Source organism: Mycobacterium sp. 852014-52450_SCH5900713, from assembly GCF_001667075.1.
Lineage (GTDB): Bacteria > Actinomycetota > Actinomycetes > Mycobacteriales > Mycobacteriaceae > Mycobacterium.
This window is the reverse complement of sequence record NZ_LZIL01000032.1, coordinates 194,463-213,586: the sequence shown is the minus strand read 5'-3', so window position 1 is coordinate 213,586 and position 19,124 is coordinate 194,463. Positions and strand designations below refer to the sequence as shown.

19 protein-coding genes are annotated in these 19,124 nt (G+C 67.7%); 8 read left to right on the top strand and 11 right to left on the bottom strand.

The features are described from left to right. Positions 1-201 precede the first annotated feature (201 nt). Positions 202-1,008 (top strand): DUF1906 domain-containing protein, encoded by an 807-nt coding sequence (locus A5773_RS08075; RefSeq protein WP_066954530.1) that lies wholly within the window; start codon positions 202-204, stop codon positions 1,006-1,008. Between the two features lie 147 nt (positions 1,009-1,155). Here A5773_RS08075 and katG read toward each other — a convergent pair whose 3' ends face one another. From katG to A5773_RS08060, 3 genes are all read right to left on the bottom strand, one after another. Further along, complete coding sequence (gene katG, locus A5773_RS08070) at positions 1,156-3,396, bottom strand: catalase/peroxidase HPI (RefSeq protein WP_067260804.1); 2,241 nt, start codon at positions 3,394-3,396, stop codon at positions 1,156-1,158. Between the two features lie 34 nt (positions 3,397-3,430). Continuing rightward, positions 3,431-3,871 carry a Fur family transcriptional regulator gene (locus tag A5773_RS08065; RefSeq protein WP_066956712.1) on the bottom strand — a complete coding sequence of 147 codons (441 nt, stop codon included), beginning with the start codon at positions 3,869-3,871 and terminating at the stop codon, positions 3,431-3,433. Between the two features lie 95 nt (positions 3,872-3,966). Next, positions 3,967-5,253, bottom strand: a complete 1,287-nt coding sequence (locus tag A5773_RS08060) for an Ig-like domain-containing protein (RefSeq protein WP_066956714.1) — start codon at positions 5,251-5,253, stop codon at positions 3,967-3,969. 131 nt (positions 5,254-5,384) lie between these two features. Here A5773_RS08060 and A5773_RS08055 point away from each other — a divergent pair, with 131 nt between their 5' ends. Both A5773_RS08055 and A5773_RS08050 read left to right on the top strand, forming a co-directional pair. Then, positions 5,385-6,203 carry a hypothetical protein gene (locus A5773_RS08055; protein ID WP_067260799.1) on the top strand — a complete coding sequence of 273 codons (819 nt, stop codon included), beginning with the start codon at positions 5,385-5,387 and terminating at the stop codon, positions 6,201-6,203. 59 nt (positions 6,204-6,262) lie between these two features. Beyond that, complete coding sequence (locus tag A5773_RS08050; RefSeq protein WP_067260794.1) at positions 6,263-7,768, top strand: FAD-dependent oxidoreductase; 1,506 nt, start codon at positions 6,263-6,265, stop codon at positions 7,766-7,768. Between the two features lie 76 nt (positions 7,769-7,844). Here the strand turns inward: A5773_RS08050 and A5773_RS08045 are convergent, their stop codons facing one another. Next, positions 7,845-8,888: a bifunctional 2-polyprenyl-6-hydroxyphenol methylase/3-demethylubiquinol 3-O-methyltransferase UbiG gene (locus A5773_RS08045; RefSeq protein ID WP_066956723.1), complete on the bottom strand. Its 1,044-nt coding sequence runs from the start codon at positions 8,886-8,888 to the stop codon at positions 7,845-7,847. A gap of 56 nt (positions 8,889-8,944) precedes the next feature. After that, positions 8,945-10,123, bottom strand: a complete 1,179-nt coding sequence (locus tag A5773_RS08040) for a glycosyltransferase (protein WP_066956725.1) — start codon at positions 10,121-10,123, stop codon at positions 8,945-8,947. A gap of 379 nt (positions 10,124-10,502) precedes the next feature. Here A5773_RS08040 and A5773_RS08035 point away from each other — a divergent pair, with 379 nt between their 5' ends. The 4 genes from A5773_RS08035 to A5773_RS08020 all read left to right on the top strand — a co-directional run bounded on the left by A5773_RS08035 (position 10,503) and on the right by A5773_RS08020 (position 14,322). Beyond that, positions 10,503-11,843: a PPE domain-containing protein gene (locus A5773_RS08035; protein ID WP_066956729.1), complete on the top strand. Its 1,341-nt coding sequence runs from the start codon at positions 10,503-10,505 to the stop codon at positions 11,841-11,843. Between the two features lie 255 nt (positions 11,844-12,098). Continuing rightward, positions 12,099-12,875 (top strand): C39 family peptidase, encoded by a 777-nt coding sequence (locus A5773_RS08030; protein ID WP_066956733.1) that lies wholly within the window; start codon positions 12,099-12,101, stop codon positions 12,873-12,875. 230 nt (positions 12,876-13,105) lie between these two features. Further along, on the top strand, positions 13,106-13,387 hold the full coding sequence (locus A5773_RS08025; RefSeq protein WP_231989091.1) for a DUF732 domain-containing protein: 282 nt from the start codon (positions 13,106-13,108) through the stop codon (positions 13,385-13,387). 131 nt (positions 13,388-13,518) lie between these two features. Beyond that, entirely contained in the window at positions 13,519-14,322 is an 804-nt protein-coding gene (locus A5773_RS08020) for an MOSC domain-containing protein (RefSeq protein WP_156659728.1), read from the top strand. Positions 14,323-14,326: 4 nt separating this feature from the next. Here A5773_RS08020 and A5773_RS08015 read toward each other — a convergent pair whose 3' ends face one another. The 6 genes from A5773_RS08015 to A5773_RS07995 form a co-directional block, all read right to left on the bottom strand. Continuing rightward, complete coding sequence (locus A5773_RS08015; RefSeq protein WP_066956740.1) at positions 14,327-15,595, bottom strand: cytochrome P450; 1,269 nt, start codon at positions 15,593-15,595, stop codon at positions 14,327-14,329. Positions 15,596-15,610: 15 nt separating this feature from the next. After that, entirely contained in the window at positions 15,611-17,014 is a 1,404-nt protein-coding gene (locus tag A5773_RS08010) for an NAD(P)/FAD-dependent oxidoreductase (RefSeq protein WP_067260791.1), read from the bottom strand. After that, positions 17,011-17,226, bottom strand: a complete 216-nt coding sequence (locus A5773_RS08005) for a ferredoxin (RefSeq protein ID WP_066948546.1) — start codon at positions 17,224-17,226, stop codon at positions 17,011-17,013. The genes A5773_RS08010 and A5773_RS08005 overlap by 4 nt, the downstream gene beginning before the upstream one ends. A gap of 116 nt (positions 17,227-17,342) precedes the next feature. After that, positions 17,343-17,594: a hypothetical protein gene (locus A5773_RS08000; RefSeq protein ID WP_066948550.1), complete on the bottom strand. Its 252-nt coding sequence runs from the start codon at positions 17,592-17,594 to the stop codon at positions 17,343-17,345. Between the two features lies 1 nt (position 17,595). Next, the gene (locus A5773_RS25480) at positions 17,596-17,841 is read right to left on the bottom strand and encodes a DUF6480 family protein (protein WP_082948147.1); all 246 of its coding nucleotides are present in this window, start codon (positions 17,839-17,841) and stop codon (positions 17,596-17,598) included. A 199-nt stretch (positions 17,842-18,040) separates the two neighbouring features. Next, positions 18,041-18,295, bottom strand: a complete 255-nt coding sequence (locus A5773_RS07995; protein ID WP_066948558.1) for a hypothetical protein — start codon at positions 18,293-18,295, stop codon at positions 18,041-18,043. A 245-nt stretch (positions 18,296-18,540) separates the two neighbouring features. Between A5773_RS07995 and A5773_RS07990 the strand changes: the two genes are divergently transcribed. After that, positions 18,541-19,098 carry a CsbD family protein gene (locus tag A5773_RS07990; RefSeq protein ID WP_066948561.1) on the top strand — a complete coding sequence of 186 codons (558 nt, stop codon included), beginning with the start codon at positions 18,541-18,543 and terminating at the stop codon, positions 19,096-19,098. The last annotated feature ends 26 nt before the right edge of the window (positions 19,099-19,124 follow it).

The following is a 19,124-nucleotide window of genomic DNA, read 5'->3' as shown; positions in this document are numbered from 1 at the left end:
CGCGGCACGAGGTATTCGACGCTATACCCAGCCGCAGGTGATGAGCCGGTGGGCGCCGGCGGGAGCACAGCTCCGACGCCATGGCGGGGCGAGCGGGGCGCTCGGGTCGGCGGCCGATGGCTTCGTCGACGTGCCCGGGGCCAGCCGGTGCGCCCGCGCCGCAGTTCGCCCAGGTCGGGCGCTATTTGTTACCATCGCGCGGTGCAGGATTCGGCTGCAGCAGGCGAACGCGGCGCGCCGCGATGGGTGTCGAGGCGCGACGCCCTGAAATTTGCCGCCGCGCCGGCTTTACTCGGCCTCGCAACGCTGGCCACCAACACCGCGGGGCCAAAGGCATTCGCCGCCGACATGCGGCTGATCGATTTCGCCGAGCGCAGGATTGCCCCGGACGAGATCAAATCCGCGGGTTATGGCGGGGTGGTGAATTATGTGTCGGAGTCACGGCCGGGGGCCAATTTCGAGGCAAAGCCCATCACGCGCGAGTACGCGGACGCGCTGCGCGCGGCGGGTCTCCAGATCGTCAGTAACTTCCAGTACGGCAAACCCGGGTGGCCCGACCCTTCGGACTGCACGCGCGGCTACGACGGCGGCGTGGCCGATGCGCAGACCGCATCGCGGCTGCACGCCGCGGCCGGGGGCCCGGGCTCGGCCCCGATCTTTTTCAGCATCGACGACGACATCGACGTCAACACCTGGAATAGCGTTGCCGTCCAATGGTTTCGCGGAATCAACTCGGTCCTGGGCGTGGGTCGCACCGGCATCTACGGCCATGCCGGCGCGTGCGGCTGGGCGATCCGCGACGGCGTCATAGGAAACTCGACCACGCCCGGGCACCGGTGGGCGTGGCAGACGAAGTCGTGGTCGCATGGACAGCGCGAACCCGCGGCTGTGCTCTACCAGTCCGTGGTCAACAGCCCGAGCAACCCCAGCCCGCTGCTCGGCGGGATCAACGTGGACATCGACGAGGTCCTGGCGCCCGACTTCGGCCAGTGGGATTTCGCGCGCTGAGCCCCGTCGACGTCACGAGGCATAACCGAGTGCGACGGTTTGCCGCGTGTCATCTGCATAGGTTATGTGTCGCGGAAACGACCGCGCCCTGACCTGAGGGCGCCCCCCGCGCCCATGGCCCGCGGGGCGCCACTCGGTATCCGGGTGTTACTTCAGATCGAACCGGTCGTTGTTCATGACCTTGACCCAGGCCGCGACGAAGTCCTCCACGAACTTCCCCTGGCTGTCGTCCTGGGCATAGACCTCGGCCAACCCGCGCAGCACCGAGTTCGACCCGAACACAAGGTCATTCGCGGTCGCGGTCCACTTGGTCGCGCCCGAGGCCCGGTCGCGGCCCTCATAGACGTTCTCCGCGGTCTCCGACGGCTTCCACTCGGTACCCATGTCGAGCAGGTTGACGAAGAAGTCGTTGGTCAACGCGCCGGGCCGGTCGGTGAACACCCCGTGCTTGGTGCCGCCGTGATTGGCGCCGAGCGCACGCAGGCCGCCGACGAGCACCGTCGTCTCCGGGGCGGTCACACCGAGTAGGTATGCCCGCTCCATCAGCAGGTGCTCCAGGGGAGCCTTCTCGCCGGGCCGGATGTAGTTGCGGAAGCCGTCGGCCCGCGGTTCGAGCACCGCGAACGACTCCACATCCGTGTTCTCCTGGGAGGCGTCGGTGCGCCCCGGCGCGAAGTGCACCGAGATCTCGTAGCCGGCGTCCTTCGCCGCCTTCTCGACCGCCGCGGAGCCCGCCAGCACGATCAGGTCGGCCAGCGAGATCTTCTTGCCGCCCGATGCCGCGTCGTTGAAGTCCCGCTGGATTTTCTCCAGCACGGGCAACACCTTGTCGAGTTCGGAGGGCTCGTTGCACTCCCAGTTCCGTTGCGGCTCCAGGCGCAACCGCGCCCCGTTGGCGCCACCGCGCTTGTCGGTGTTGCGGTAGCTCCCGGCCGCCGACCAAGCGGTCTTCACCAGCTGGGGAACCGACAGGCCCGCCCCGAGGACCTTGCTCTTCAGCTCCGCGACGTCCTTTTCGTCCACCAGCTCGTGGTCGACGGCCGGTACCGGGTCCTGCCAGAGCTGCGGCTCGGGAATCCACGGCCCGAGGTAGCGGCTGATCGGTCCCATGTCGCGATGCAGCAGCTTGTACCAGGCCTTGGCGAAGGCCTCGGTCAACTCCTCGGGGTGGTCCAGCCAGCGCCTGGTGATGTCCCGATAAATCGGGGACTCGCGCATCGAGATGTCGGTGACCAGCATCGTCGGCGCCCGACCCGGCCCGGCGAACGGATCGGGAATGGTTCCGGCACCGGCGCCGTCCTTGGCGACGAACTGCCAAGCATCGCCGGGGCTCTTGGTGAGCTCCCACTCGTAGCCGTACAGCGTCTCCAGGAAAGTGTTGTCCCACTGAGTCGGGGTCGGCGTCCAGACCACCTCCAGGCCGCTGGTGATGGCGTCCTTCCCAACGCCGGTGCCATACGAGCTCTTCCAGCCCAGCCCCTGCTGTTCGATCGGAGCGGCCTCGGGCTCGGGTCCGACCAGATCGCCACTGCCGGCGCCGTGGGTCTTGCCGAAGCTGTGCCCGCCGACGATGAGTGCGGCGGTCTCCTCGTCGTTCATCGCCATGCGGCCGAACGTCTCGCGGATGTCGATCGCTGCGGCGATGGGATCCGGCTTGCCTTCGGGCCCTTCCGGATTGACGTAGATCAGACCCATCGTCGTGGCCCCGTAGGGCTGGGCGAGGTCGCGCTCGCCGGAGTACCGCTTGTCGGTGCCCAGCCAGGTGTCCTCCTCGCCCCAGAGGGTTTCCTCGGGCTCGAAGACGTCTTCGCGGCCGAACGCGAACCCAAAGGTCTTGAATCCCATCGATTCCAGGGCGCAGTTACCGGCGAAGATGATCAGGTCCGCCCAGGAGATCTTGTTGCCGTACTTCTTCTTGACCGGCCACAGCAGCCGACGGGCTTTGTCCAGGCTCACGTTGTCCGGCCAGCTGTTGAGTGGGGCGAACCGCTGCATGCCCTGGCCGCCGCCGCCTCTGCCGTCGAAGATGCGGTAGGTGCCGGCCGCGTGCCAGCTCATCCGGATGAACAGGCCGCCGTAGTGGCCGTAGTCGGCGGGCCACCAGTCCTGGGAGGTGGTCATCACCGAGATCACGTCGGCCTTGAGCGCGTTGACGTCGAGTTTGGCGAACTCGGCGGCGTAGTCGAAGTCGTCGCCCAGCGGGTTGGACCGGGGGTTGTGCGGCTGCAGCATCGACGGGTCGACCTGGTCGGGCCACCAGTCCCGGTTCGTCAGGGGTGCGTTCGATTTCGGCTTGGGGGAGGCGATTGCGGGGTTTTCGCTTTCGCTGGTGCTAGCCGTCTTGCTGTCGTCATGGGGCGGCCGACCTTCGGAGATATCGGATGGCACAGCATTCCTTTCTTAGGGGTGATTGGGCTGCGTTCTAGGAACCTGCAGTCGAACAGTCGGGGCACACGCCCCAGTAGATGACCTCGGCCTCGTCCAAGACGAAGCCATCCAGAATGTCGTTGTCGTCAGACGGTGTGAGGCAGGGCGCCTCACCCACCGCACAGTCGATGTCGGCGATGACGCCGCAGGCCCGGCACACGACATGGTGGTGGTTGTCGCCGACTCGCGACTCATAGCGGGCGACCGACCCCGAGGGCTGGATCCGGCGGACCAAACCCACCGTGCTCAGCGCGTTGAGAACGTCGTACACGGCCTGGCGGGAGACGTCTGGCAGGCCTACGCGCACCGCCGAGAAGATGGTCTCGGTGTCGGAGTGCGGGTGGGCGTCGACTGCCTCCAGCACGGCGACCCTGGGGCGGGTCACCCGGAGATCGGCCATCCGCAGTCGTTCCGCGTAATCGGCCGTCGATGACACCGCACCAATATGACGCACTTATCTGGAACGAGTCAAGAGTTTACTGTGAAGTGGGGCACAACTGCCGGTGACGAATGAGCCACATCACGCTGATTTCAGGTTGGCTTCAGCGCGCTGCCTTTGCGCCAGTCGTCCCAGCTGATCGTCCAGTCGCCGTTCTGCGCCAATGTCAACGGCGGGCCGCCGCTGTTGCGGACCTCCACCACATCACCGGGCACGGAGAAGTCGTAGAACCATTTCGCGTTGTCCGCGTTCAGGTTCAAGCATCCGTGCGAGGTGTCCTGATGCCCCTGCGCCCACACCGTGGCGTCGAGCTCGTGCAGATAGATGCCGTCGGTGCTGATCTTGGTGGCGTAGTTGATCGTTTCGCGGTAGCCCAGGCGGGAGTTCTTGGGCAGCCCGAACGTCGAGGAGTCCATGACCACCGGGTTGCCCTTGTCGAGCACGGTGTAGACGCCGGACGGGGTCCACAACGAAATCTTTCTGCCGCCGACGTCTTCGGTGCCCCCCATCCCCATCGAGGTGGGCATGGTGCGGACCAGGGCGCCGTTGTTGAAGACGCTGACCTGATGGGTCGCGTCGTCGGCGATGGAGACGTGCGCATCGCCGATCCGGAAGGACACCTTGGTGTCGTCCTGCCCGAACAGTCCGCCGCCCAAGGCGACTCCGTAGATCTTGGCTTCGGCGGTGACGGAAGTGCCCGGCGCGTAGTAATGCTCGGGGCGCCAGTGGGCGGTTTGGTCGTCGACCCAGAACCACGACCCCTCCACCTTGGGATCGGTGGTCACCGCCAGATGCCGCTCGGCTTCGGCGCGGTCGGCAATCTGCTCGTCGAAGTGTGCCACGACCACCATCCCGACGCCGTAGGTCCCGCCGTCTTTCAGGGCGGCCTCCGACGTGGTGGTGAACGAGACCTTGGTCTGGTTGGACGGCTTCAGCGTCGAAAAGGACGAAACTTGCGTCGACGCAACGCCATTGGGGCCCCGGCTGGTGACCGTCAGGGTGTAGGTGCGGCCATAGCCCAGCGGGACGGTGGGCTTCCATACGGTGTTATCCGGCGTCATGACGCCCTGCACCGACTTGCCGCTCTCGTTGACCATGCGGACGTCGGTCAGCGTTCCCGCGTCGGCCTTGACCATCACGTGTGCGAGCGGATCGACGTCGTGCGCATCGGGCCCCGGCGTGACCGTGACTTGCGCCGGCCCGGAGGTTTTCGACGAGGCGCTGCGGTGACCGCAGCCACCGCTGAAGCAGTCCAGCGACGCCGCGACGACGACGGCGCCCACCACCGCGACAACCACCAGCGCGGCGATCAGCAATCGGCGGGCCTTGCGATCTGCGAGGATCCGGCGGACGGACCGGTCACTGGTCTTGGACATCATTGAGCTGTCGGATCCTTGCGTTCTGTTGGATGCCGGGTCGAATCACTGCCCAGCAGGACGAGGTTGTCCATCAGGTGCCACGGACGTGCGGTTTTTAAACCGGCCGGCGCCGGGGCGGGGATCATGGCGTCATGGCCGACGACGAACTGGACAGTCTGTATGCGGCGCCGCCGAAGGATTTCACGGCGCAGCGCACGAAGTTAGCCGCAGCGGCCAAGCGCCGGGGGGACGACGCCGGCGCCAAGCGGATTTCCGCGGCCAACAAACCGACCACCGCGGCGTGGATCGTCAACCGGCTCGCGCTGCGCGATGCCGACACCAAACGGCGCCTGACCGACTTGGGCGACCGGCTGCGCGCCGCGCACGCCGCGATGGACGGCGCGCGTATCCGGGACTTGTCCGCCGAGCAGCACCGGCTCGTCGGTGAGCTCACCCGAGCCGCACTGCGGGCCGCCGACGTCAGCAACCCATCCTCGGCGGTGCGCGACGACATCGTCAGCACGCTGCAAGCGGCCATCGCCGACCCCGAGGTGAGGGAGCGCCTCGGCCGGCTGGCCCGGCCCGAGCAGTGGTCGGGTTTCGGCGAATTCGGCGCCGCGGCGCCCGTGACGGCTGAGCGGGCCGGGAAGGCGAACCAGCGGTCCGCGCCGTCGCGGGCACAGCCGGCGAAGCAGCCCGCGCATGACGCGGCCGCGCGGCGCCGACTCGAGAAACTGACTGCGGCCGTGACAGCCGCCGAGCGCGAGCAGGCCGGCGCCGAGGCCAGGCTCTCGGAGCGCCGGGCGGAGCGCGCTGCGGCCCGGCACCGCCGTGATGACGCGCTCGCGGCTCTGCGAACCGCCGAGCGCGAACTCGAACACGCCGAAGCGCACTACGAGCGGGCCGAGCAAGCCAGCCGCGCCGCGGGGGAATCAGTCAAGGAGGCGAAAGCGCAGTTGAAGCGGGGCTGACAGCATCCGTCGGGCCGCGTCGGTGTTTCCCTGAGTCCAGCCGGGGTATTAAGCCCCCCGTGACGTCTTTATGGTTGGCCGATCGGGCCGAACAGCCTTGGGCCGCAAGCAAGCTTGACGAGGGTTCCCGGTCGGCCGATGTCATCGTGGTGGGCGCCGGCATCACCGGGCTGATGACCGCGGTTCTGCTGGCCCGCGCCGGCAAGGACGTACTGGTGCTCGAAGCGCGCACGGTGGGAGCCTGCGCGACCGGGAACACCACCGCGAAGATCAGCCTGCTGCAGAGCACCCACCTGTCGAAGATCCTGCCCAGGCATGGCAGGGAATTGGCCCGCGCCTACGTCGACGGGAATCGCGAAGGCCAGGACTGGGTGCTCGAATACTGCGAGTCGCACGGCATACCGGTGCAGCGCGAGGACGCCTACACCTATGCCCAATCCCCCAAAGGGGTGCCGTCCGCGCGCCTGGAGCTCAAAGCGTGCCAGGCAGTGGGGCTGCCCGCCGTCTGGGACGACGACGCCGGCGTGCCGTTCCCGTATCACGGCGGGGTGCGGCTTCCCGACCAGGCGCAGTTCGACCCCATGCCGTTCCTGGACGCGCTGGCCACCGAGCTGCTCAACCGCGGCGGGCGGCTGGTCGAGCACACGCGGGTCCGGCGGGTGTCGAGCCGCGGCGAACGCGTGCGCGTACACGTCAACGACGCCGCCCAGCGCGACGTCGAGCTCCTAGCCGGGCAACTGATTCTCGCCACCGGCATCCCGATCCTGGATCGCGGCGGATATTTCGCGCGCGTCAAGCCGAGCCGGTCCTACTGCATGGCCTTCAAGGTCCCCGGCAACATCACGCGGCCGATGATGATCTCGACCGACTCGCCGACCCGCTCGGTACGCTACGCGCCCGTCGCGGACGGCGAACGGCTGATCGTTGGCGGGGCCGGCCACACCGTGGGACGCAAGAAGAGCCCGTCGAAGGCGCTCGAGGAACTGGCGTCGTGGGCCCGCAAGCACTATCCGGGCGCCGAGCAGACGCACTTCTGGTCGGCGCAGGATTACACGCCCATCGACCAGCTGCCCTACGTCGGGCCCATCCTGCCCAGGAGCGAAACCATTTTCGTGGCAACGGGATTCAACAAGTGGGGAATGACGAACGGCGCCGCCGCGGCGCTGGCGCTGTCCAGCCGCATCCTGGGTGGACGGATGGACTGGGCCAACGCGTTCGCCAGCTGGAGCCCGCACGAGTTGTCCGGCCTGCCGACCGCCATGCAGGCCAACCTGGAGGTGGGCTTCGACCTGGCCAAGGGCTGGGTCACCCCGCTGCTGCGCACCGGTCGGCGCAGCCCCGGGACCGACGAGGGCGGTGTGGTCAGCGGGCCGCCGTGGCACCTGGAAGCACGCTGCCGCGTCAACGGCACCGAGCATCGAGTGTCGCCGGTGTGCCCCCACCTCGGGGGAATCGTGAACTGGAACGACGCCGACCAGGCGTGGGAATGCCCGCTGCACGGGTCGCGCTTCGCCCCGGACGGCACCCTCCTCGAGGGGCCGGCCACCCGCGATCTGACCGCCTAGATCCCGCGCCGAGCGTGCACTCGACGCGGAAAATCGGCCGAACTCTCGCTGTCAACGCACGTTCGGCACGAAGGGCTCACTCCGTCTTCCGGTAGACCAGCCAGCGCAACTCGACCGGCGAATGCTCACGGTCGACGTCGAACACGTCGAGGCCGTTGGCCCACCCCTCGAACCAGCCCGTTGGCGGCCAGGCGTCCTGGGGCAGGTGAGCCTTCTCGTATTCGTAGGCGGAATCGTCGGCAACCAGCTCGAGGGACAGCCCCGCGGCCGCGGTCGCCATCTGATCGCGCGTGTAGATCATCGTGTTGCACTGCTGACCGAGTTGCAGCGCAGCGTCGTCGGGGACGTAGCCTTCGCGGGGCAAGAACGCGTTGAACAACAAACGCCCGCCGGGAGCCAGGCATTCGGCGGCGAGCTCGAACACGCCGCGCAACTCGCGGGTCGTTCGGAAGTCGGGGACCACCTCGGAGAGCACCATCAGCTGGTATTCCTCGTGCACGCTTTCCATCGCGGTGAAGACATCGCTCTGAATCACGTGCACACCCAGCGATTCGCTCTCCGCCTCCGAGCGCATGACGTCGGCGAGCTTGGCCGCCATCTCCACCGCGTCCACCGGGTGGCCGCGGCGGGCCAGGGCCAGGGCGTTGCGCCCGGTTCCCGCTCCGACATCCAGCACGCGGTAGGTCGTCGGGTCGGCCGCTTCGGCGGCCAGCGCCAACACCCGCGCGTCGGGCTCGGTGCCGAACAGCGGCGCCGGGCGCACGGCCACCCATTCGTCGTAGTCCGCCTCGAGCGTCCGCCACTCGGCCTTGACGCGGATGTTGACGCTCGTCCCGAAGTACGCGTTGAACGAGATGAGGATGTCCGAGCGGGGAGAGGCCTTGAAGCCCTTCGCCAGCTCGGTCTCGAGCGAGATCCGCAGCTGCGCGGACTGTTCGGGCGTGTGCCAGACACCCAGCGTGGCGCAGAGGTTGCCGCACAACTGTACGTATTCGTCGATCAGGCTCGGGACGGCCGGCACCCTGATGTGCCCCTCGGCCGACGTCCGGCGATACCACCGCCTAACCATCGCTTCGTAGAGCATCGGCGGGTCGAAAGGGCCAGGAGGCGGATCTTGCACCAGAACCTTCTACACGACCCGGCCGCTTTGCACCACTGATCGGACCAATGCGTCGATCAGTCCGAGCGGGCGGCGTCTTCCAGGAGGTCGGCGGCCTTGGCGACGCTCTCGGCGGGCTTGCTCATCTGTGCGGCGACCTCGCGGGCGCGGGCGGCGCATTCCGGAGTCAGGATGGAACGCAGGTCCGCGACCAACGAGTCCAAGGTGCTGTCCAAAAAGCGCCGTCCCGCACCGAGTTTCAGACGGTCGACGGCCTCCGCCCACATCGGCTGATCCCATACCGTCCAGAGGATGAGCGTGGGAACTCCTGCGCGCAGGCCCGCCGCGGTGGTGCCCGAGCCACCATGGTGGACCACAGCGCGGCAGGCGGGGAAGACGGCCGCGTAATTCAGCGCATCCACCACCTTGACATGGTCGAACCGTGGAACGCCGCCGAAGTCGTTCGCGCCGGCGCAGATCAACGCCCGCTCACCCAACCGCGCGCAGGCGGCGCTGATGACGGCGACGGTCTCGGCGGGAGAGTCGATCGGTGTGCTGCCGAACCCGAAGTAGATCGGCGGCGTGCCGGCCGCAATCCAGGACAAGACGTCATCGTCGGCATCCGTCGGCAACTCCAAGGTCAGCGACCCGACAAAGGGACGTCGACCGCCCGGCTCCACCCATTCGGCGGCCGGCCCGGGCAAGCAGATCTCGTCGTAAGTCTGGAGTTCGAGCGATCCGTCTTCGTGCCCCGCCGATGCGGCCACCTCGGGCAGGCCAAGCGCACGGCGTTGGGCGGCTCCGGCCTCCCTGGTGATGCCCGAATACAACTCGCTCGACGGCATGATCCGCGCCGGGAAGACGTGCAGCGCGGCGAGCGGAATCCCGTGATATTCGGCGACATTGGCCGCGAGCGCCTGGTCGTTCATGTGCGCCAGGAGCAGGTCGGCCTCCTTGGCCAGCGATGTCAGCGTCGCGCTCTTCTCCGCCCAGATCCGGCTAACACGCTCGGTGGCTTGAGAAAGCGCGCCGAGCCCGTTTTGAAAGCGGCCAAGAAATTCCGAGGCCGCATTCATCGAGCGTTGCGTATCCGGCCCGTAGGCGACCGCGGGCAGCCCCGCCGACTCGACGAAGCCGACCTTGTCCGGCGGGACTGCCAGGCGCACGTCGTGACCCCGGCGCGACAACTCCCGGCCGAGGGCGGCGCAGGGCTCGATGTCGCCCCGCCCCCCGTAGCTTGCCAGTACGAATTTCATCCACTCCGACCTAACTCGCGGTGACGGTATCGATCCAAGCAGACCTGCCAGGTCGGGACCGCCGGGCGGGACCCCGCCGGCACCGCGCGATTCAGGCATGGCGCGTCCGGTGCGGTTGACGGGTTTCGCCGTGATGCGGAGGTAACTTATCGGTGCTCTGGGACATCCCTATGTCGTTGAATCCCTGGTCACCGCCGATGCTCGAGCGCCTGCCGCGAAAGCTCCGCGGCCAGGGGGCAGGGCTCGGTTGTCGGTCGTCGCGGTACCTGTACTACTTAAAGGATCGAGATTTGTTTGCTGTCCGTTGGGCAATCCCACTACGGCCAGCAACGAGCCGTTAACACTGTGGCCACCGTTGAACCGTCCGAGGAGACGACTCATGGATTTCGCAGCACTACCTCCGGAGATCAACTCCGGGCGGATGTATACCGGGCCAGGGGCGGCGCCGATGCTGGCCGCCGCGATGGCCTGGGACGCGCTGGCCGTCGCGTTGCATTCAGCGGCGGACTCGTATCAGGCGGAGGTGACGGCGTTGACGGGCGGGCCCTGGCTGGGGCCATCGGCGGCGGCGATGTCGGCCGCGGCCGCCGAGTACGTCGCGTGGACACGGACCGCCGCCGCGCAGGCCGAACAGACCGCCGGCCAGGCCAAAGCCGCGGCCGCAGCCTACGAGGCGGCGTTCGCGGAGTCCGTACCGCCGCCCGTCATCGCGGCCAACCGCAGCCTCCTGATGTCCCTGATCGCGACGAACATCCTGGGGCAGAACACGCCGGCGATCGCGACCACCGAGGCGCAGTACTCGGAGATGTGGGCCCAGGATGCCGGGGCCATGTACGGCTACGCGGCGTCGTCGGCGGCGGCGGCACGGCTGACACCGTTCGCCTCGCCGCAAGAGAGCAGTGATTCGGGCGGGTCGGTACGGCAAGCGGCCGCCCTGAACCAGGCCGCCACCACCTCGGCCGGCAAGGTGCAAAGCGCCCTCTCGCCGACCCAGCAGGCCTTCAACGCGACGCCCGACGCGCTGCTCAACCTCGCAAGCCCCCTCGACCTTGGCTTCGGCGGACGCGACCTGCTGGGCCTGGCCGCCGACCTGAGCGCGGTGTTCGTCGACCCAGAAGTCGGGACGGCGGGGCTCGCCGCCGCCGTCGTTGCGCTGCCCTACGACGTTTCCGGCGCCCTGACCGGTTTCCACACCGATGACATTGTCAGCGGTTGGGCGGGCATCCAGGCCTGGCCCGGGTCGGCGCCCGTGCCCCCCACGCCCTTCCCGGTGATCACCAACCTGGCGGGCGGGTCGGCCGCGACGGCGAGCCTGGGCCAGGCGAACACGGTCGGCGGTTTGTCGGTTCCGCCTGGCTGGGCGGCGGCCGCCCCTGCGGTACGCCCCGCCGCCCTGGCCTTGCCCGCCACCACGGTCGGCGCCGCCGCGCAGGCCTCGTCCAGCGGCTCCGGAAGCCTGTTCGGGGAAATGGCCGCGGCGAGCATGGCCGGGCGCGCCATGGCCGGTACGGCAGGCGCGGGCGTTGCCGGCCGCGCGGAACGGCTCAGGGCCGCAACGCAAAAGGCGACGCAGGATGGCACCGCGGCGCCGCAGGTTCCGGCGGGTGGCCCGATCACCAGCATCGCCGCCGAGCTGCGCGAGCTGGCATCCCTGCGCGACGCGGGAATCATCACTGAGGACGAATTCAACGAGCAAAAGCAACGCCTGCTCCCACACTGACTCCCAGAAAATGGAGATAGCTGATCGCATTCCGTTCACTGGCGCTCTCAGAAAGGCGTCCAATATCGACAGATGTCGCAGGCAATTGTTTCGTATGATTTTTGTATGTTGGGGCGACATTTCGCGATTGATATCGACCGAAACCTTTGAATTGCTGAGTACGTAGCGGCGCGGCATTAGTCGCCTATAAGGGCGAGCGGAAGTGTTACCGTTTGCACGCTGCCAAGCTTTTTTGATCGAACTTCGCGAGCGCCCATGTTCACTTCCACGACGGCGTCCATGCCCCGGGCCGCACTGGTGGCCGCGTGCGTCGGCGTCGTCGGTGTTTGCCTGGTTTCATCGTGCCGCCCGGCGCCGCCGTCGGCGCCGCAGGCGAACGCGTCGTCGGCAATCGTCAGCAGCGCCCCCAGCAACCCCACGCCGACGCAGGCGGCCGGCGCGCATCCGCCGATCGAAGACGGCATCTACGGCGATCCCGTCGCGGCCGCAAAGTATTGGCAGCCACAGTCCCTGGAGGACAACTGCGGGCTGATCTCGGTGGCCGACGTGGTCGGCGAGATCACCGGCCACGCACCTACGGAACAGCAGATGATCAAGCTGGCGGAGTCGACGCCCTCACAAACCAATCCGGGGCCCATCTACGCACCGCGCGACGACCCGAGCCACGCCAACGGCGACGGCGGCATCGAAATGGCCGATGCGGTAGTGCTACTCGACCACTACGGCATCAAATCGGAGGTGACTTACGCGGCCCATCCGGAACAGACCGGTATGCCTGCATTGGAGCGGTACCTCGCCGGTAATCGCAAAGTGATCGCCTGGGTCAACTCCGCCGTCATCTGGAACACCAGCGATCAGCGGACCAAGGCCGATCACTTCCTGGTCGTCACCGGTATCGATACCAATAGGGAGATCGTCCACCTCAACGACCCCGGCGCCGATCACCCCGACGAACAGGTCACCATCCCGACCTTCGTGACCGGCTGGCAAACCGGACAGGAATCGATTGTGGTCACCGCGAGTCCTGGCTGAGTGCCGGCTTTCCCGGGCAGACGGGCCGGCCCTGCGGGTGCGATCAATACTCACATCGACCTCGCGGAAATGGATCCCCGCCGCCGATTACCACAGACCGCAGCAATTTTCCTAGTTTTAATATTCGCGGCATCGCTCACTCATATACTGGCCCCACCTCGACACCGACAAGAAAAGAAGGGCACGAAATGCTTGCACCGCGTTGGCTGGCCAAACTGACAATTCCCGTCATGGTTGGCGCTGCCCTCACCGCAACCACCGCGATTGCCTCGGCCGACAGCACGGACGACGCGTACATCGCAAAACTGCACAACCTGGGATTCAGCTGGCCGTCGGGGAGTGACTCCGACATGATCGCAATGGGACACGCGGTCTGCGCCGACCGGATGGCGGGAAAAACTCCCGATGCGATCGCCGCCGATTTGCACTCCAGCATGAGCTCGAAGGGCTTCTCGTTCGCGGATATGACCGGCTGGGTCAGTGCGGCGGAGTCGACCTACTGCCCGGGCTGACCGCTCCCTGACCCACCATCGGTTTTCGCGCCCCTCCCGCATACGCTTTGCGGGATAGTTGGTGCGGTCTCGCCGAGTGGGGATGAGCAGTGGAGGAATCGACGGCCTTTTCAGATTTCGCCGCGGTGGACATGCAGGTGCACAGCCTGCTCCGCTACCCGGTGAAGTCGATGCTCGGGGAAGCCGTGCCCAGCATGTTCGTCGACGAGCACGGCGCCGAAAGCGACCGGCGGCTGGCGTTGCTCGACGCCACGACCGGGCATGTAGCCAGTGCCAAGAACGCCCGGTTGTGGCGAGGTCTGCTGAAGTGCACCGCGAATGCAGACGCCGGTCGGGTGAGCATCGGGCTGCCCGACGGCACCAGTGTGACGGCCGACGACCCGGGCATCGACGATCTGCTTTCGCGGCTGATGGGGCGACCGGTTCGATTGATCGCCCAGCGCCCAGAGGGTGCCACGCTGGTTCGCCCGGACCCGGAGAAGTTGCTCGAGCTGGGCTTGGACGCCGAGGTCAGCGGCCGCATTCTCGAGATCGCAAAGGCGACCCCGGGCGACGCGTTCACCGACGAGGCGCCACTGCACGCGATCACCACCGCCACGCTCGAGCACATCGGCGTCGAGGCGCTACGGTACCGGCCCAACCTGGTGATCACGACGCCGCCGGGCTACCCGCCCTACGGCGAAAACGATTGGGTCGGCGGGGAAATCGCCGTCGGCGACGCGCGTCTGCGGGTGCTGACCGCCACATCACGGTGCGTCGTGCCGACGCTCGAACACGGCCCACTGCCGCGGGCTCCGCAGGCGCTCCGCACCCCCGCAGCCGAGAACCGTTGGGACACAGGCGGTCACGGTGCTCAGCCGTGCGCGGGCGCTTATCTCGCGGTGGTGACAGAAGGCGTCATTCGCGTGGGTGACCGCGTCACCCTCGGTCGGTGAGGGCTCAATCGGCGATCGCCGCGAAATCCACCCAGAGATGGCGCGGCCCGCGGAACACCTGATTGTGCCGGTAGGGCGGCGGGTCGACCACCAACTCCGGAGAATCGACGCGCCGTAGGAACGTCTCGAGGGCCAGGTTGACCTCCAGGCGGGCCAACGGCCCACCCATGCAGGTGTGGATGCCGCTGCCCCAACCGAAGTGCTCGTTGTCGTCGCGGAGCGGGTCGAAGCGATCGGGACTCTCGAACCGGCGCGGGTCCCGGTTGGCCGCCGCGTAAACGAGGTGCACCGCCGACCCCGCCGGGATCACGGTTCCGCCGACCTCGATGTCAGCGGTGGCGCTGCGGCTGGGGAAGAACTGCACCGCTGACTGCAGCCGCTGCACTTCCTCGATAGTGCGCGGGATCAACTCGGGTCGGTCGCGCATCAGATCCCATGAGCCGGGGTTGCGCAGCAGTGTCATCACGCAGTTGGTGATGGTGTTGACGGTGGAGTCGTGGCCCGCGACCAGCAAGAGCATGGCGTTGGACGTGGCCTGCTTGATCGACATGGGCCCGTCGGGTCCGTCGTCATGCAGCAGCTTGGACAGCAGCCCGTCGCCGGGGGCCTTCGCGTACCCGTCCACGAGGCCACCGAGGTAGTCAAGCAACGCCGCGGTGCTTGCGCGGCCCTTCTCGGCCAGGGCGCGCCCCTCGTCGGTATCACCCTCGGGCCCCAGGTCCGTGCCCATCATGAAGTCGAAGATCCATGCGTGGAACATCTGCTCGTGTTCGACTGGCACGCCCAGGATCTTGCAGATGACCGCCACGGGGATCGGGTACGCGAAGTCCTCCACGACGTCCAGGCGGGTGCCGCCGCGGGCCCTGACCCTGTCAAGCAGGTCACCGGCCAGTCGCACGACGAACGGCTCCATGCTCGGGATTAGGTCGGGGGAGTGCGGCGGGCCGAAGTGGCGCATCACCTGGCGGCGGGCGCGGTCGTGGTCGGGCGGGTCGGTGACGATGATGCTGGCCTCGCGCCCGTAGGCCTGCATGTGCTCGCCGCCGGGTTCGGGCTCGCTTTTGCCGCCGCCGAGGCCTGCTGGGCTTCGGCTGATGTCGGAGCTGATCCGCGGGTCGTGGGCCAGCGCAAGCAACTCCGGATAGCCGGTGACGACGTAGGTGTTGTCGGCGACCTTGGCCACCGGCGTCCTGCGCAGCTCCTCGAAATACGGGTAGGGGTTCGGGCGGTTCCCGAACTTCATCGCTTCGGCCCAAGCGGTTGCGGCGTCCATCGTCGTCTCCTACCGTCAGCGGACCCGGGGCCGGAATTCGGCGCCACGTGAGGTCGGGTCGTGTCCGGTCAGCACCACGTCGGGCATGGCGGTCGGTTCGCGGGGATCGGGGAACCGGGCCGGCATCGGCTCGAAGATGACCGGACGGTCGTATCCCGGCGGGGGCGGGGGGAAGGGCGCCGACCGCTCGATGAGGGAGGCGTAATACGGCAACCACTTGCCATGGTTGAACGTCACCGCCCCCACGATTCGGCCCCGGTAGCCGTAGGCGGCCGCGAAGCGGCGTTCCGTGATCGAACCTTGGGTGAAGACGATCTCGTCGCCGAACGAACACACCCCGACGCTCTTGATGTTCACGCCGAACTGGCCGGACCAGAAAGAGGGCAGCGGCAGGTGCGGTCGACGCCCCAGCTCGAGGCTGATCATATTGTTGGCCGCCACCTCGGCGCCGAAAGCGGCATTGTCCCAATGCTCTTGGGACATGAACTGGTATTCGTAGAGGACGTGCGGGGCGCGGGCCACGTCGCCGGCGACGAAGATGTTGTCGGTCACCACGCCATTGATGTCGAAGGCGCGGCAGCCGGCGTCACACGCCACTCCCCAGAACCCACTCGCCAGCTGAGCGCCGTCCAGCCATTCCACGTTGCGGATCGAGCCCAGCGAGGCGACCACCACATCGACGTCGAGCACGGTGCCATCCGAAAGGCGGGCGGCGCGGACGCGGCCGTCGGCGTCGCCGTCGAGGCCGTCGACCGCCACACCGGTACGCAGGTCGACGCCGGCCTCGATCTGCATCCGTGCGGCGATATCGCCGATCACGCCGCCGAGCGCGCCGACCAGCGGAGCCTTGCCACGTTCGGCGACGGTCACCGGCAGGCCGAGGTCCCGGCACACCGACGCGATCTCGGAACCCACGAAACCGGACCCGACGATGAGGACCCGGCGGGGTCGGTCCTTCAGCGCGGCGGCCAATCTCGCGGCATCGTCACACGTGCGCACCGTGAATAACCCGGCCAGGGCGGCCTCATCCGAATTGAACCACGGGCGGGCCCTGGTCCCGGTGGCGATCAGCAGCCGGTCGTAGTCGAGCCTCTCGCCGTTGGCCAGCAACACTTGACGGTTGGACCGGTCCAATCCCACCGCCGCGACGCCCAGTCGCCAGTCCGCGTCGACGGGTTGCAGGCGGGGCAGCTTCGTGTGGTCGGCGGGCACCCAACCCTTCAATACCTGCTTGGACAGGGGCGGCCGATCGTAGGGCTCGTGCGGCTCATCACCGACGATGGTGAGCGAGCCGCGAAACCCTTTGTGCCGCAGCGTTTCCGCGGCGCGCAGGCCGGCCAGTGAGGCGCCGACGATGACGATTCGGCCGTCGGACTTGAACGATTCGACGAGCTGGCCGACGAGGGAAGCGGTGCTCACGGGGTGTCCCGGTCGGCGGGCGGATCCACTTCGAGGATGATCGCCTGCACCGGGCAGGAGGCCGCCGCGCGCAATACGCGCAGACGCTGGGAATCGTCCGGGTTGGGGTCGTACGCTAACGCTTCTTCGCCGACAAGCCGCAGCACGTCGGGCGCCAGAGGGACACACTGCGCGTAGCCCTGACACTTGTTGAGATCGACGACCAGCCGCATACTCCGACCTTCCGCCCGTCGGCTACCAGCCCCCTTGCGGGCAGACTACTTCGCCGCGGCTGTCGGCTACGAAAGATCACGGAGATTCGCTGCGCAGCGGTCGCAGCGCAGGGATATCAGGCACCCAAGTTGCGGAGCGCAGTGTCGAGCTCCTCGGCCTGTTCGGCCAGCTCACGTTCCGACAGCTGCCTGCCCCCGGCCCGGTCCAGCACCTCTCGGCGCGTCGCGATCTGCAGTGCGCCACGGTAATCCGGTGCATCCAACTCTGCCGGCGAGGCGACGTCGATGCGGCCCTCGATCGCGACCAGCGCGGCGTGCTCATCCTGGCAGTCGAGTAGCCGCCGGACATCGTCAGCGGTGACGGTCATCCTAAGTCGCCCCAACCATTTTCATGACGAGCAGCACCGCTACCGCGAGGAAGACCACGACGAAGACGCAAACGGCGGTCACCGTGAGTACGGAGCTGGGGGTGAATCGCCCGGTCGCCGGCGGTTGGCGCTCGCCCACGCCCGACGTCTGCGGTGCCGCGGGGGGAGTGGATCCCGGGGGGACGCCGCCACCGGCCTCGAGCCCGGGCGTTTGCACCGGGTCGGGATTAGGGGGTTGTGCTGTCATCGCTGACGCCCGTCCTTTCCTGGGCTTTCGGTGTCTCGCTCGCGCCGGCGTCCGTCCCGGGTCGCTTCGCCACCCGCGCACGCCATTGCGCCGTTGCATTCCCGCCCAGAACGCGCCCAAACGGGGTGCTGCGATTACGGCCCGATCAGCCAGCGTCCGCCCGGCAAATGAGCGGCATCAGGCGGCTGGAAGCCGGTGTCTAGGATTCCGCGTGCGGAGTGGGGCTTTGTGCGGATTCCCACTTCGACTCCAGCGACCTGCTCACCGTGGTGCCGGCGGGCAGGTCGAGCTGGAAGGTCTCCCCGTCGTCGTCCTGGAAGGTGACGGTGTAACCGGTGTCGGTGGAGTCTTTGAACACCACCTTGTAGGGCTGTTCGCCCGAGCCACGGTCGACGGCGATGATGTCGCCAGGGGTGACGTCGTCGATGAGGTCGTTGCCGGAGGCTTTGGACATACGGTCGACGGTAGCCGATGGCGCGGCCGCGCCGGTGTCACGATGACAGTCGCCCATCCTCGACGACCGCATTGCACGCGAATTACTCTGCAGCGCTGGCGAATTGATTCACCCCCGGTACATCGATCCGGTCCGACGCGTGGGTGACGCAGGTCACATGCGGGTTTGATCGCCCTCATCGGTGGAATCACTGGGCGTACACGAGCGAACGCAATTCTTGGCTAACCGCCGCAAGGAGATTTTCGATGAGCGAGCAGAACAAAGCCGACGAGGCCCGGCGGGGCCTGATCGATTCGGTGAAAGGCAAAGCCAAAGAGGTGTTCGGGGCTGTTACCGGCAACGAATCGCTGACCGCCGAGGGGCAACTCGAGCAGACCCAGGCGCACGAGCGCAAGGAAGCGAACGCGATGGAGGCCGTCGCCGAGGCGCAGGCCAAGCAGGCGCAGGACGCCGCGGCCGAAGCCAGGGTCCAGGGCGCCCAACAGCGGGTCGCGGCGAACGCGCAAGCCGTCGCCGCCGAAGAATCGATCGAAGCCCAGGAGGCGGCTCAGAAACGGGCCGCCGAGGAGGCCGCGCGGCAGCGGGCGACCGCCGAGAAGACCCAGGCCGAGCTGGACGCGCAGCGTGAAGCGCAGCGAGCGAAAGCCGAAGAGCGCGCCGAGATCCGTGAAGCGTCGGAGGACATCATCGACGCCGTCGCCGAGCACCAGACCTCGGTCCAGGTGGCGCACAACGAGGCGTCGGAGGCCGACCGCCTGCGACGTCAAGCCCAGAACGTCACCGACGAAGCCGACCTGCCCTGACGGCGGGTCACACACAGGAGAAGTTG

What these genes read in the sequence shown, in the direction of transcription:
- A5773_RS08060 (WP_066956714.1), bottom strand. Translation starts at nt 5,253, where the DNA reads ATGATGTCCAAGACCAGTGACCGGTCCGTCCGCCGGATCCTCGCAGAT.
- A5773_RS08055 (WP_067260799.1), top strand. Translation starts at nt 5,385, where the DNA reads ATGGCCGACGACGAACTGGACAGTCTGTATGCGGCGCCGCCGAAGGAT.
- A5773_RS08040 (WP_066956725.1), bottom strand. Translation starts at nt 10,123, where the DNA reads ATGAAATTCGTACTGGCAAGCTACGGGGGGCGGGGCGACATCGAGCCC.
- A5773_RS08035 (WP_066956729.1), top strand. Translation starts at nt 10,503, where the DNA reads ATGGATTTCGCAGCACTACCTCCGGAGATCAACTCCGGGCGGATGTAT.
- A5773_RS08030 (WP_066956733.1), top strand. Translation starts at nt 12,099, where the DNA reads ATGTTCACTTCCACGACGGCGTCCATGCCCCGGGCCGCACTGGTGGCC.
- A5773_RS08025 (WP_231989091.1), top strand. Translation starts at nt 13,106, where the DNA reads ATGGTTGGCGCTGCCCTCACCGCAACCACCGCGATTGCCTCGGCCGAC.
- A5773_RS08020 (WP_156659728.1), top strand. Translation starts at nt 13,519, where the DNA reads ATGCAGGTGCACAGCCTGCTCCGCTACCCGGTGAAGTCGATGCTCGGG.
- A5773_RS08015 (WP_066956740.1), bottom strand. Translation starts at nt 15,595, where the DNA reads ATGGACGCCGCAACCGCTTGGGCCGAAGCGATGAAGTTCGGGAACCGC.
- A5773_RS08005 (WP_066948546.1), bottom strand. Translation starts at nt 17,226, where the DNA reads ATGCGGCTGGTCGTCGATCTCAACAAGTGTCAGGGCTACGCGCAGTGT.
- A5773_RS08000 (WP_066948550.1), bottom strand. Translation starts at nt 17,594, where the DNA reads ATGACCGTCACCGCTGACGATGTCCGGCGGCTACTCGACTGCCAGGAT.
- A5773_RS25480 (WP_082948147.1), bottom strand. Translation starts at nt 17,841, where the DNA reads ATGACAGCACAACCCCCTAATCCCGACCCGGTGCAAACGCCCGGGCTC.
- A5773_RS07995 (WP_066948558.1), bottom strand. Translation starts at nt 18,295, where the DNA reads ATGTCCAAAGCCTCCGGCAACGACCTCATCGACGACGTCACCCCTGGC.
- A5773_RS07990 (WP_066948561.1), top strand. Translation starts at nt 18,541, where the DNA reads ATGAGCGAGCAGAACAAAGCCGACGAGGCCCGGCGGGGCCTGATCGAT.